Origin of the sequence: Marinoscillum sp. (assembly GCF_965229915.1) — a bacterium.
Classification (GTDB): Bacteria; Bacteroidota; Bacteroidia; order Cytophagales; family Cyclobacteriaceae; genus Marinoscillum.
The window spans coordinates 1,728,263-1,741,533 of the sequence record NZ_CBDDJZ010000001.1; the positions used below are offsets into that span (position 1 = coordinate 1,728,263).

Genomic DNA, 13,271 nt, shown 5'->3' on the forward strand with positions numbered 1-13,271 from the left:
GCTCTTTACCCCACCCCTAAGCCGGGCCTCCCTAAAGGGTGGGATTGAAAACGTCAAAGGGCTGAATTTGAAATTCAGATTATTCATCTCTTAGCAAGTCTGCAGGATTATTAGCTTGTACTTTTCGCATATATGTCCCAATGATAAGGAGTGCCAAAATGAACAAGCTAGCTATAGATAAAAGGATGGTTACGGGTGATACTTCGATTCTGTAAGGGTAGCTTTCTAACCAATCACCTGACCACTTGAGAAATACAGGAACTCCTATTGCTGCAGCAATATTCATCAACCATAGATACTCTTTGAATAGCAGCTGCCCCAGATTGATCAAACTAGCGCCTAAGACTTTGCGAACAGCTATTTCTTTGGTCCTTCTATCAATACTGTAAGACACCAAACCAATCAAGCCTAAAGCGCAGATGATTAATGCCAGCACAGCAAAAGTGTAGGCAAGTTTTTGCATGGTTCGCTCGTCAGCATATTTTGCATTAATCTCACGATCCAGAAAATGCATATTGACTGGTAGTTGACTAAACTCAGTGTGTACTTGATCTATTAAATCAACCACTTCATTGGTCTTACCAGCCTGAGCTTTCACAAATATATAATTGGGCTCGGTCACATTGCGAATGACCAATGGGTTGATCTTTTCATGAAGGGTGGAGAAGTGAAAGTCTCTGGTCACCCCTATGATCGTGCCTTTCTTGCCCCAAAACGACAAGGTCTCCCCAATGGGGTCTTCAAAACCAAAAAGCTCTGCCGCAGATTCATTGATGATAAATCGAGTAGAGTCAGGGTGTAAATCAGAGGAGAAAAAGGACCCACTTTTTAATTGTATAGCTAATAACTCAAGCATACCAGGCTCTACGTTTTGTATGCCAATAAAATGCTCTGACCCCTCTGTTTTCAATCGCCAGTTGACATCTCCTGTATACCCAAGCGGACCTATAAAATTATGACTTGAAACACCTGTAGTCGATACGGCGGTGCTCTGATCCAGTAGATCTCTGATCTCTTTGTACTTAGGCCTGGACTGCTGATCAAGTTCCAGAAATAGAATATTCTCCTTTTGTAATCCCAGATCTTTCGACGAAATATAAGAAAGCTGCTGATAGATGATTACTGTTCCCCCTATGATCATGATGGAGATGCTGAACTGCAATGCTACGAGTCCTTTCCTAATAAATGAAGAGCGCTTGTTATCTGTCAATGAACTCAGTGCAAAAAGTTTATTCGCTCGAGATAGCGAGACCGAAGGATACACTCCCGAAATGACTAAAGTCACTAGAAATATGCCAAGCAACAGCACATAAAAGTACCTGTCAGTCAAATCTATAGAGACAGATTTGCCTGTAATAGCATTGAAAGATGGTAACGAAACCCACGCTCCGATCACTCCGATCACCATTGCCACCAACACGATCAAACCCGACTCTGTCAAAAACTGACCTATCAAAAGAGGGCGTGTTGCTCCGATAGTCTTGCGTATGCCCACCTCCCTATCTCGCTTGATAGCTCTGGCCGTGGTGATATTCACATAATTAAAACAGGCTATAAGTAAAGTGAAGCCTGAAATGATCATGAAAAGAATTAAAGTGTCAATTCTTCCTCCTGCCTGAACACCATTTTCAAAGCGATCATACAGGTGCTGATCGCCGAATTTCTGAAGTGTCAGATCATACCATTTCATGTCTGCTTTAGCAGTAGGTAACTTCTCGATCTTTTGCTGAAACTGACCAATGTCCGTCTGATCTTCGAGTTCTATATAAGTGACAAACCAGGTATTACCCCAGTCGTTCATATCCTCACCATATAATGCCTCCAGGTTCTCTATGGGGATCAGCATATCAAAACGAATTGAAGACTGCTGAGGAAAATCTTCGAACACTCCAGAAACCAGAAATTCGAGATTGTAAGATTCATAATGTAAGGAAATGTGTTGCCCAACAGGAGACTCTTCCTTGAAATAAGCATCAGCTAACTTTTTAGAAATGACAATATTGGGCTTATCCTGTAAGCAGTTCTGAGCATCTCCTTCCAGCAATGGAATGCTAAACATTTCGAAAAAATTAGGATCTGCAGATGCAAAGGACTGCTCGGATAACTGGCCATTGAGCGTTACAGCGATCGGTTCATCCACTGAATAGCGCACTCGACTCTTGACTTCTGGAAAATCCTCCAATAGTATGTCTCCCAAAGGGTACACAGTACCTTCATCGGTATAGTTTTCTCCATTCAAATCAAGGTTCATCATGATTCGATACAGGTGGTCTCCCTTTTCATGAAATCTATCATAACTGTACTCATCCATGCACCAATAGTATGTGAGCAGTGCGCACCATATACCGCAGGCTAAGCCAATGACATTCACTCCAGTGAAAAACTTCTCTTTTCTGAACACTCTAAAGGCCATTTTCAAGTGATTTCGAAACATAGTCCATTGATTTATTTGAGTAATCGATCTTTTGCTTTTGATAATTCCAGGACGGAATAGTTTGACCACCTCCCATGCAAAAAGAAGGCGAGCCTTTTTTTCACCTTTCTGCTCCATGTTCTCTTCGAATAGCTCGATCAGATCTCCCTCAATGTATTTGAGTAAATCTGGCCGGCAGAACCAGCGTAGCAAACGGAGCGGTATTTTAGGTGGTTGTGCTCGCATCTCACCCAATTTTCACATCTAAAGCCGGCTTAGGGATAGCATCATATAGCTGATTTCGCATTTTACGTGTCTCCTCTATGGCATTTTTTCCTAGAGTAGTGATATTGAAATAGCGCTTGGGCCTACCACCTCTTTCGCTTGTACTCTCCCCTTCGTAAGACGTGAGATAGCCTTTATCTTCCAGCCGTTTTAGGGCAGATTGGAGTGCCCCCACACTAACTTTCCTACCCTGGCGCTCTTCTATTTCTTTTTTGATAGATACTCCGTAGGCATTCCCATATAGCACGCCAACGGTGAGCATTACTACCTCTTCAAATTCTCCAAGTTGAAACTTTCCCATAGTTTTTTCCTAATTGCAGTATTGCAATTATAGATACTCATACGGTTATTTCCTAATTGTAGTTTTGGTAATTTGGTTTATTACGGGATATCCTCCACATAGTCCGGATGACAGAACCAGCGAAAAATGTTTAGTAAAAACTTTAGTGGCTGAGAACGGTTATTCATCCCTTAGACATTTCGTTGGGTTAATTTGAGAAGCCCAAAAAGCGTGTGTCCCAACAATCGCAAAGGACAAGAATCCTGCTACTAGTCCTACTACAACAAATGTGTTGTAAGGCATGTCTATTCTATAAGCAAAATTCTCTAGCCAGGATTGACTCACCCAAAAAGCAACCGGAATGGCCAAAATAAAGGCAACTAAAACCCACCTCATAAACTCCTTTGATAATAAAAAAATAATTTGACCAGAACTGGCACCAATAACCTTGCGGATTCCAACTTCTTTGGTTCTTGCTTGAATGACACCCCAGGAAAGTGCTATCAGACCAAATAAAACAATGATTATGGTTGCTTTTGAAAAAGCGTTAACTATTTTGAGAAGTTTTAAATCGTCATTGTGATACTTTAGAAATTTATCATAAGTAGAATAGTAGATCATGGACTCATTTAGAAATATCTTTTCCCATACTTTCTCCACTTGTTCAAGTACCTCATTCAAATTTCTTCCAGAGTAATTCAAGATCATTCTATGATAATTGTCCTTATCTCCAATCTCAATTATTGCTGGTTTGATGGAGTTGTATGCTGAAGCATTCACAAAATCGGCAACAATGCCAAGAGCAGGTTTATCCAATCTTGGAATCCTTCCATCATTTACGCTTTGCCAACCCAATTTTTGAGCAAGGGTTGCATTGATATAATATCCACTTCGGATGGTCTGATCAGGTAGAGAAATCCCAACCGTGGATAAATAATCCTGGTCTCCAGTGATTCTTATTATCTCTGAATCGAGACCATCTACATAATAATACCATACACCTCCTCCAATTGGAGCCCCATAAGTTAGTGAAGCATTTTCTACTATGCGTTGTGAAAGAATCTCAGTTTTAAGCAGGTTAAGTCTACTCCTAACATCTCTATTACCAACTTCCAAAACAAGTAAATCCTTTTCCATTCCCATGGGTCGATCTTTGACATAGTTGATTTGATCGACGATGATTAGACTACAAATTACCAAGGCTATTGAAATCATAAATTGTGGTACTAGCAATAGTCTAGTCATGTGGATATTGATGCTTTTGCCCTTATGTAGCAGTTTTAAAGGACTGGAACTTTTTAACCTCTCAAAAGCAAGTATCCCAATAATTAAAACCAAAAATAGAAATACACCAGACCAGCTTACTATAACCTCAAAATGAAAAAGGTCGTTTGGGCTAAGGCCAATTTCCAACCATTCATTTGTCTTGGCCAACATCAGATAACTGATGAAAATTGAGATAAATGTCCCAATAGTCATAAAGACAGCAACATCAATCATGACTGATCTCCTGAGTGTTGTAGTAGGAACACCAAAGACTTGTTTAACCCCAAGTTCCTTTCTTCTTCGATATGATGATAAGAGGAATAAATTAGTAAAATTGAAAACGATCACGATTAAAACAAGAATGACTATACTCCAGCCAATGAAATAAATGTTTGGTGAGGTGTAATGATTAAAACTCCAGGAATTGTCCGCATCAAAATGAACCTCTTCGAGTGTCTCCAGGTGCAAGCGACATTCATAATCTGTAAGGGCAGTTAGTTCGTTTCCACGTTTTTTCAGCGATTCAGCCAATACTGTCTTCGACTGCTTAACATAGAATACGGATTGGCTAATTGATTTTGGAATTGGCACCACTGCATCAAACTTAAGTCCAGAATTGTAAGATGAAATATCAACCACTCCAGATACTACATAGCTCATACTGCTTCCCTTTTCGTTCACTTCAACTATCTGACCAACTGGATTCTTTGCATGAAACATACGTGAAGCCATTCCAGAAGATAGAATTATTTCATTTTTGTCCAATGGAGACTCATCACTCGAGTTTTGAAGCTGTAACTCAAAAAAAGTTAAGAAATTAGTATCAACAGCGATAACGACTGGTTCCAACAATTCAAAAGTGGATGTTGAGATGGAATAAATTTCACTTTTTTGAATGCGACACGAATTAGCAAACTCAGGACAAGAATTCATCAAATATGTTGAAGCATCTTCAGAAATAGACGAAATCCAAATATCACTGTTCGGATCAATGAAATCATCTATCAATACTCTAAAAACCTTTGACTTACTTGTTAGATAGTTGTCTACATCAGATGCTTTGATGAGAAAAGACAATAGCAAGTGAATTAAAGTCAGTCCAACAACCAAACTACCTATGATCAGGCTTGAATAGAGCTTTTGCCTCCATAAGATTCGAATCGAGCTTCGGACCTGATCTCTAAAAATTGGCAGCAACATAGTGTTATTAGTTAATAATGGCTTGGATAACGACGGCCTCAGCAACTTCACCACCTCGTAAAAGAACATCCACTTAGCCCGTGTTATACTCTTATTTTGAGCAATGATTTCAAACCGCTCCAGCAAATCTCCCTCTATGTCTTCCACATAGTCCGGATGACAGAACCAGCGGAAGAAGCGCTGGAGGTATTTTGGTGGTTGGTTATCTTGTCTGTTCATTACTTTTATCCCCAACCCCCCTGAAGGGGGCTCATGAGTTGGTCACATTCAGTTTTAATCCTATTAACAACTTGGGATAAGTCTTTTTCAATTTCTTCATTTTTAATCCTGAGTATCTTAATCCCTAGCTGATTCAATTCATATGTACGCCCTTGATCATATTCACCTTGATCTTTACTCAAATGAATAGCACCGTCAACTTCTATTACTAGTTTCAGTTTATGACAGTAGAAATCTGCTATAAACTCACCAATTGGATGCTGTGACTTAAATCTCAACCCCAGAATCTTGTTTGATCTTAATTCTTGCCAAAGCTTTCGCTCTGAAAAAGTCAAATTTTTACGGAGAGCTTTTGCCCGTTCAAAGATTAGAGGTGAAGCACCATAAAACATATTTCGATGATCTGTCAATTGTTTTTTATTTAACATAAAACATTACTCTCAAACAATTTCTCCCTTTAGGGTTGGGGTAAAAAATTGTTTGAATTAGCCCTTATCCAGTGCATAGTCAGGAATGGCATTCCAGAGCCCAAGACGCTGTTCCTTGGTTTCTCTCAAGATCACCTGACCATGATTGGTCAAAGTGAAAAAGCGCTTGCGCTTGCCTCCTCTTACAGAGGTAGCCTCACCAAACTCCGATTGGAGGTAACCCTTCTTCTCCAGCCTTCTAAGCACTGTCTGCAACGAACCAATACTCACTTTACGGTCCAGCCGCTTTTCCATCTCCTCTATAATGGCGATTCCGTAGGCCTCTCCCTGCAAAATGGCCACCGTGAGCATCACTACTTCCTCAAATTCTCCGAGCTGATATTTTCCCATAATGATATATTTACCTTAAACGTAGTTAATATGTTTCACTATGTCTAAAATATTTTTACCTTAATTGTAGTTTTTACTCAAAAACCTCATCTCTGCTTAGCTTTCGGTCAATAGCGAAAACCATTTATTAAGTAAAAGTCCTTCGAAGTTCTTCTATACCAACCCAGACCTCAGGTTAACACTCTTTAACGTTTGTTAAGAACCCTTTAACATCCATCTTCCGATTACTGGAGCATACCAACTTCAAAATCTAATGATGAAACAATTACTACTACTTACGTGCATTGCAATTGGAATTACCGCAGCAGCCCAGAAATCTGGAAAGGTCACTTATGATGAGGTGACCACAATGGACGTCCACTTTCCTGAGGGAATGGAATTACCAGAAGGTTTTGAAATGCCTTCAGAAAATATCTTCAAAAAAGTACTCCTGTTTAACGAAAACGAATCCCTTTATAAAAATCTACCACAAGAACCGGTAGTGAATGAAGTGAAGTCAGAAGGTTTTCACCTGGAAATCAAAAATGACATTCCTGAAGATTATTACTACAAAGACCTGAACAAAGGATCGAAAGTGGAACAGCGCCAATTCCTCGACCGAACCTTCCTGATGAAAGGTGAGCTCAAAGATTTTCAGTGGAAAATCGCCCCAGAGCAGAAGAAGATTCTGGACTATATGGTGCAAAAAGCAACCACAACAATGGACACCCTGGAGATCACAGCATGGTTTGCTCCACAGTTGCAGATTAACAATGGTCCAGACCGATATGGAAAACTTCCAGGTCTAATTCTGGAAATCGAGATCCCCCAACTGAAACGTGTGATCACTGCCAAAGAAGTAGTGCTAGATGCTATTGATGAGCCGATAGAAGCTCCGAAAAAAGGCAAAAAAGTCTCGGACGAAGAGTTTGAAAAGATCAGAGCTGAAAAGCTGGCGGAAATGCAAGCCCAGTTTGGAGGCAAGGGTGGTGTATTTATCCAGACGATAGATAACTAAACTCATGCGCTTTTATTTACTAGTATTCTTGCTGGGCGGGATCGGTCTGTCCCTTCACGCCCAGCGAGTAGAGATTCAGGGCACCCTACTCGATGAAAATGGTGAAGGTCTTGTTGGAGCCACCATTACACTTCTCAATAAAAGTGACTCTATCATGGTAGCTTTCAGTGTGACCAACGCATCAGGTGGATTCAAAATGGACAAAGCGCCAAAGGGCCAGTATCTCTTGATGGGGTCTTTTATTGGCTATGAACCGTATACCATAGCTGTTACCATTGACGAAGAGACTCCTTTCCCTCTCACATTGGAGCCAATGACCATGAAGCCAAAAGACCAACTGCTCAATGAAGTAGTAGTAGGTAGTGACCGCATCCCAATCACCTTGAAAAAGGATACCATCGAATACGATGCGAAGGCATTCAAAACCAGTCCCAATGCGTCCGTAGAGGATCTTTTGAAAAAGCTCCCTGGTGTGGAAGTACAACGGGACGGAACAGTCAAAGCGCAAGGTGAGAATGTCCAAAAAGTGCTGGTAGATGGAAAAGAGTTTTTTGGGAACGACCCTAAAATAGCCACCAAAAACCTTCCAGCCGATGCAGTGGATAAAGTCCAGGTCTTTGATAAAAAATCCGAGTTTGCAGAGTTTGCCGGGATAGAGGATGGAAACGAACAAAAGACCATCAATCTCTCCTTAAAAGTGGATAAGAAAGATGGCACTTTTGGGAAGATCACAGGAGCTTATGGTACTGATAATCGCTTCCTGGGAAAAGCAAACATCAATCGATTCAATAGTAAAAGCCAACTGTCTTACATTGGCAACTACAACAACATCAATCAGGTAGGCTTTACTATTGGGGATTACCTCAGCTTTGGTGGTGGCGGGTTCAGTGGAGGCAACGGATCCTTATCCATAGAAGTACCGGATGGAGTCTCGGTAGGCAATCGCGGGCAAGATGGGATCATCACCAGCACCGCCACAGGGCTCAACTTCAACCAGGACATTGGGGAAAAGCTAGAGCTCAGATCCAATTATATCTTTAACAGTTCCCTTGGGGATGTGTATCGTCAGGTGAACCGAACCAACTTCCTGGAAGACGGAGCACAATTCAGTAGCCGATCCATTTCTGCGCAGGACAATCGTAACTTTAGCCATAACCTCAGTGCCCGGTTGAAATATGAAATTGACCCGAGTCAGGACATCACTTTCAAAACTCAGGCAGGTCTAATCGATCGAAATTTCCAGGTAAATGATGAAACTGTTACCGCACAATCCGGAATAGACCAAAATCGCACGCTTGGGAATTCGGAAACGATAGGAGATGATTATTCAGTGAACTTGTCAGGGACTTATCGAAAGAAGTTCAATAAACCTGGTCGTACCATTACCGGAACCATCGAAACGACGATCGGAAACAATCAAAATGATGGGTATGTATCCGCAATTAGTGAGGTCTTCTACCCAGACTCGACGATTCGCACCACACTCCTACAGGATCAGCTCTCTGATAATGCCGTGTTGAACTACTCTGGTAAGATTGGGTATACCGAACCGCTTGGGAAGTACGACTACATTGATTTTCAGGTCGAACATAGAAACTTCAACAATGATGTGGTCCGTGATTACTATGATGTAACCACCAATGATCGAGTGTATAACGCCACACTGTCGCGAGCATTTACCAAAGATTATGTGTACGATGTGTATGGGGCCAATTATAACTTCAACAAGAAGGATTTCAGCTTTGCAGCGGGGCTCAATTACCAAACCAGTGACCTGATCGGCGAGATTACTTCAGAGCAAGTAACTATTGAGCAGGAGTTCAACAAGTTCCTCCCTACAGCTAAAGTTGGCTATGAGTTTGGCAGTGGTAAGAACATCAACCTTTCGTACCGTACGAGTCTTCAGGAACCATCTCTACAGCAACTACAGCCAACAGTGAACAACGCTGATCCGCTGCGCATTTATCAAGGTAATCCTGATTTGAGCGCAGAATATGCCCATCAGGCCAATCTCAACTTTGTATGGTTTGATCAGTTCTCTTTCACCAATTTCTTCGCTTTTATTAGTGCGATCTATACGAATAACAAAATCGTCACGGCATCTAGCATCAATGAAAGTCTGGTGCAATTTTCACAACCGATCAATACGGATTACGACCTTTTATTGACAGGTTCGTGGAATTTTGGACGACCTATCAAACCTCTCAAAATCAAATACAACATCCGCCATCAAATCTCCTACAATGAAGGCTTTGTCTACCTCAACAACGTGGAAAACATCATTAATCGATGGGATCATAACGTGACCTTTAAGGTGGAAAATCGCAATAAGGACAAGTTTGATGTGGTGATCGGTAGCAAGGTGCAATACAACACCACCAGCTATTCCGAGAGTGAACTGTTTGATCAGAACTTCACCAATTTCGATCACTTCATGGATGTCTCCTGGAACATCACCAAGAAATGGCTCATCAAGAGTTCGGTCGATCGGCTGACGTATTCTTCAGAGGATTTCAGTACGCAACCCAACAGAACACTTTGGCGAGCAGAACTCTCCCGATTCTTCCTCAAAGGAGATCGTGGTGAATTGAAGCTAGTGGCTTTTGACCTGCTGAACCAAAACATTGGTGTAGATCAAAGCAGTGCGGCTAATTACATTCAGGAAGAGCGAGTGAATGCTTTAGGGAGGTATTTTTTGGTGAGCTTTACCTATTCGTTATCGGCATTCAAAGGTGGTGGAATCCATATTGAGCGCGGGAGGTAGTAATGTAAATGGCATTAGCTAAATTAGCAATATGCAAATCTCATCTGATGGATCGAAGTAAAAAGAGAAGACAAAAAAGAATAAATCTGCTGCGCTATGCGGGTAAAATTGATCTTTCTATCGATTTAGATAACCTCAGAGACAGAAAAAAATGTGATTTTCTATCAGAGGGAAAAAACAATTCCCCCAACCTGTAACAAAAATCGCCTCGGAGTATCTAAGCCATAAAACACTTAGAAAAATGAGACGATTTTTTTACTTAACACTACTTATTGCATCTGTTAACTTTGGTTTTGCTCAGAGCAAGGCCTTCGATGTAAAGGTGGCCGGCAAAGGCCAGCCAGTTATTTTTCTACCAGGGTTTACTTGCCCTGGAGCTATCTGGGATGAAACCATTTCCAACCTGGATTCCAAATTCAAAACCTACCAGTTCACCTACGCCGGTTTTGGCGATGTGCCTGAGATCGAGATGCCATGGTACGGGACATTGGCAAAAGAGATCGCCAGCTACATTGAAGAGCAAAAGCTCAAAAATGTCATCATCATTGGCCACAGCATGGGCGGGATGCTGGCCATTGACATTGCTGCCAGGCACCCAAACCGGATTTCCAAAATGGTCATGGTAGATGCCTTGCCGTGCATTCGAGAGATTGTGATGCCACAGGTGCCAGTGGAGCAAATTGCTTTTGAGAGTCCTTACAACACACAAATGATCAACGCCTCTGATTCGGCACTGCGGATAACTGCCGGATACATGGCCATGGGTATGAGTAACCAAACCTCCAGACATCAGGAGCTAATTGGGTACATCATGAATTCAGACCGGGAAACGTATGTGTATGGCTACACGGAGTTGCTCAAATTGGATCTACGAGAGAAACTGGCAAACATTCCAGCATCCACATTGATTCTGGGTGCGGATTTTCCATCTAAAGAAGCGGTCATGCCCAATTTTGAGTCGCAATTCGCGAACTTGAAAAACAAAGAAATCAAGATCGCCAGCAACAGCAAACATTTTATCATGTTTGACCAACCGGAGTGGTTTTATGCTGAGGTGAACAACTTCCTGAAGTAATGACCTTACAACAACGATTCGAAACCTATTTCAACCAATACCAGGACATGGTACACTCACTATGTCTTGGTTACTCCAAAGGAGATCGGGACCTCACCAATGACCTGGTACAGGAAACGTTTATCAAAATATGGGGAGCGCTACCCAAATTTGAAGAGCGCTCGACCCCAAAAACCTGGATCTATCGCATATGTGTCAACACATGTCTCCTGCATATCAGAAAAACGAAAAACAAACAAACTGAAACGCTCGCTACCAATCACTCAGATATTGTGGAAGAGCCTTCCAAAGACAAAAACTACCATGAGCTCTATTGGGCCATTGGTCAGCTGAAGGAACTAGACCGCATCATTATCATGCTGGTGTTAGATGAATTGCCTTACGAGGAAATAGCAGAAATCACCGGATTAACTGAAGGAAACCTAAGGGTGAAAATTTCAAGAGCAAAACAGAAACTGAATAAACTATTGAGCAATCATGGAAGATAAATTTGATCAACTTAAGAATAGCTGGAAGGAGGCCAAAGAAGGCCAATCAAGCAACAATAACAGCAATGACATGCTGAAACTAGCACAAACAAATCATGCCAATTCCAAAAAGGCCCAAGTTGGGAATATCATCGTGTTATCACTAGTAGTGGTCGGATTATGTGCCTTTTTCATATTCCTCGCGCCAATGCAAGAAACGCTCAGCCGAGTTGGGATCGGCCTGATGATTGGTGGATTACTTGTTAGAATCATCATAGAACTGGTCAGCCATCAAAAGGCCAGAAACATCGATTACTCTTCTTCGAGTACCGACTCTACCCAACAAGCGAAAGAGTATTATAACTATCGCAAACGCATACATGGCCCTGTCACGATCACCATCATTGCACTGTACACCATTGGGTTTTACGCACTGACACCAGAGTTTAGTAAGTATTTTGATAGGTTTTGGATGTGGATGATCGATGGAAGTTATGTGGTCATTGCCCTTGTACTTTTCATAGGCATTCGCAAGGGAGTTGTTCAGGAAATGAAAGACCTACGACAGATCATCAATTTGGAAAGTAGTTTCAAAGAATAGTCTATAAGGTTAGAGCCCAGATTGCCCCAAACCATTGGACAGTCCTTGATTCATAACCAAAACTTAACAACACACAGCGGTCGGTTAACCATCCATTAAGGTTTGATGAAGAGGTGAACCGACCGTTTTATTTCTTCGTGCCCGGTGCTTCATTTGCTCTCCCAACTAAACTATAGCAAATGTTATTTCCCAGAATACTCATTGCTTCAATGACTGTGCTATGTTCCTTTTCAGTGAAGTGCCAGACATTTGATGCCAACTCTAAACTCAAAGGGAAATTAGTGATCGCCGGAGACACTTTTGAAGGAACGCTAGATGTGAACCTGGATCTCAATCAAGTGCTTTTCTCAAAAGACAACCAAATGAAGATCTATGGCGCTTCTCAATTGGATCAGATACTCCTCAATGATCACCTGGCATTCGTTTCGGCCAGTATTCAAAAGACTCACTACCTGTTTGAAATCCTAACTCACGGGCAAATAACCCTGCTATACAAAGAAGGCATTACTAATGAATTTACTAACAAGGTACTTGACCCATATTTTGTACAAACGCCGAATGGATTGAAAGAACTCACTCGAAAAAAGGATTTCTTAGCGCTCTTTGGTAACGATGAAAAATGGATGGAACTCCACATCAAAAATGATGATTTGGACCTGGGCATTAAAGAAGACATCATTACAGCTTTTGGTTACTATAACCAAACCTTCGAAGCAACGAATCCCAGTCCATGAAGTCAAAAAAAAGGTCTATATTTCATTCAATCCAACATTTACTCAACTGATATTCACCTTTATCCACTATTTTTATTAGCCTGAAAACGAAATAACCAGGGGAATGAACAAAAAGAGTCATCTTCTCGTTTAAACCGACAATGATCGAAAAG

General features: G+C 41.4%; 11 protein-coding genes and 1 pseudogene. 6 read left to right on the plus strand and 6 right to left on the minus strand.

Translation table 11 applies throughout. The annotated features are described in order from the left end of the window. Positions 1-79: 79 nt before the first annotated feature. The 6 genes and pseudogenes from ACO067_RS07470 to ACO067_RS07495 all read right to left on the minus strand — a co-directional run bounded on the left by ACO067_RS07470 (position 80) and on the right by ACO067_RS07495 (position 6,481). Positions 80-2,659, minus strand: coding sequence for an ABC transporter permease (locus ACO067_RS07470; protein WP_421872582.1), 2,580 nt, complete (start codon positions 2,657-2,659; stop codon positions 80-82). Position 2,660: 1 nt separating this feature from the next. Then, positions 2,661-2,999, minus strand: coding sequence for a PadR family transcriptional regulator (locus ACO067_RS07475; RefSeq protein WP_421872583.1), 339 nt, complete (start codon positions 2,997-2,999; stop codon positions 2,661-2,663). A 159-nt stretch (positions 3,000-3,158) separates the two neighbouring features. Further along, positions 3,159-5,252: an ABC transporter permease gene (locus tag ACO067_RS07480; protein ID WP_421878280.1), complete on the minus strand. Its 2,094-nt coding sequence runs from the start codon at positions 5,250-5,252 to the stop codon at positions 3,159-3,161. A 225-nt stretch (positions 5,253-5,477) separates the two neighbouring features. Then, positions 5,478-5,663, minus strand: a pseudogene (locus tag ACO067_RS07485) (permease prefix domain 2-containing transporter); the annotation flags it as partial. Positions 5,664-5,668: 5 nt separating this feature from the next. Beyond that, positions 5,669-6,091 carry an endonuclease domain-containing protein gene (locus ACO067_RS07490; protein ID WP_421872585.1) on the minus strand — a complete coding sequence of 141 codons (423 nt, stop codon included), beginning with the start codon at positions 6,089-6,091 and terminating at the stop codon, positions 5,669-5,671. A 57-nt stretch (positions 6,092-6,148) separates the two neighbouring features. Beyond that, positions 6,149-6,481, minus strand: coding sequence for a PadR family transcriptional regulator (locus ACO067_RS07495; protein WP_421872587.1), 333 nt, complete (start codon positions 6,479-6,481; stop codon positions 6,149-6,151). A 253-nt stretch (positions 6,482-6,734) separates the two neighbouring features. Here ACO067_RS07495 and ACO067_RS07500 point away from each other — a divergent pair, with 253 nt between their 5' ends. The 6 genes from ACO067_RS07500 to ACO067_RS07525 all read left to right on the plus strand — a co-directional run bounded on the left by ACO067_RS07500 (position 6,735) and on the right by ACO067_RS07525 (position 13,119). Further along, positions 6,735-7,478, plus strand: a complete 744-nt coding sequence (locus ACO067_RS07500; protein WP_421872589.1) for a GLPGLI family protein — start codon at positions 6,735-6,737, stop codon at positions 7,476-7,478. A 4-nt stretch (positions 7,479-7,482) separates the two neighbouring features. Next, positions 7,483-10,242 (plus strand): TonB-dependent receptor domain-containing protein, encoded by a 2,760-nt coding sequence (locus tag ACO067_RS07505; protein ID WP_421872591.1) that lies wholly within the window; start codon positions 7,483-7,485, stop codon positions 10,240-10,242. A 241-nt stretch (positions 10,243-10,483) separates the two neighbouring features. Beyond that, a complete protein-coding gene (locus ACO067_RS07510) occupies positions 10,484-11,317 on the plus strand; it encodes an alpha/beta fold hydrolase (RefSeq protein WP_421872593.1) in 834 nt (277 codons plus the stop codon). Continuing rightward, positions 11,317-11,805, plus strand: a complete 489-nt coding sequence (locus tag ACO067_RS07515; RefSeq protein WP_421872596.1) for an RNA polymerase sigma factor — start codon at positions 11,317-11,319, stop codon at positions 11,803-11,805. The genes ACO067_RS07510 and ACO067_RS07515 overlap by 1 nt, the downstream gene beginning before the upstream one ends. Next, positions 11,795-12,385, plus strand: coding sequence for a hypothetical protein (locus ACO067_RS07520; protein ID WP_421872598.1), 591 nt, complete (start codon positions 11,795-11,797; stop codon positions 12,383-12,385). The genes ACO067_RS07515 and ACO067_RS07520 overlap by 11 nt, the downstream gene beginning before the upstream one ends. 179 nt (positions 12,386-12,564) lie before the next feature. Next, complete coding sequence (locus ACO067_RS07525; protein ID WP_421872600.1) at positions 12,565-13,119, plus strand: hypothetical protein; 555 nt, start codon at positions 12,565-12,567, stop codon at positions 13,117-13,119. The last annotated feature ends 152 nt before the right edge of the window (positions 13,120-13,271 follow it).

Bases quoted from the DNA above. Each gene is read 5' to 3' on its own strand.
- ACO067_RS07470 (WP_421872582.1), bottom strand. From the start codon at position 2,659: ATGCGAGCACAACCACCTAAAATACCGCTCCGTTTGCTACGCTGGTTC.
- ACO067_RS07500 (WP_421872589.1), top strand. From the start codon at position 6,735: ATGATGAAACAATTACTACTACTTACGTGCATTGCAATTGGAATTACC.
- ACO067_RS07510 (WP_421872593.1), top strand. From the start codon at position 10,484: ATGAGACGATTTTTTTACTTAACACTACTTATTGCATCTGTTAACTTT.
- ACO067_RS07505 (WP_421872591.1), top strand. From the start codon at position 7,483: ATGCGCTTTTATTTACTAGTATTCTTGCTGGGCGGGATCGGTCTGTCC.
- ACO067_RS07475 (WP_421872583.1), bottom strand. From the start codon at position 2,999: ATGGGAAAGTTTCAACTTGGAGAATTTGAAGAGGTAGTAATGCTCACC.
- ACO067_RS07520 (WP_421872598.1), top strand. From the start codon at position 11,795: ATGGAAGATAAATTTGATCAACTTAAGAATAGCTGGAAGGAGGCCAAA.
- ACO067_RS07515 (WP_421872596.1), top strand. From the start codon at position 11,317: ATGACCTTACAACAACGATTCGAAACCTATTTCAACCAATACCAGGAC.
- ACO067_RS07525 (WP_421872600.1), top strand. From the start codon at position 12,565: ATGTTATTTCCCAGAATACTCATTGCTTCAATGACTGTGCTATGTTCC.
- ACO067_RS07490 (WP_421872585.1), bottom strand. From the start codon at position 6,091: ATGTTAAATAAAAAACAATTGACAGATCATCGAAATATGTTTTATGGT.
- ACO067_RS07495 (WP_421872587.1), bottom strand. From the start codon at position 6,481: ATGGGAAAATATCAGCTCGGAGAATTTGAGGAAGTAGTGATGCTCACG.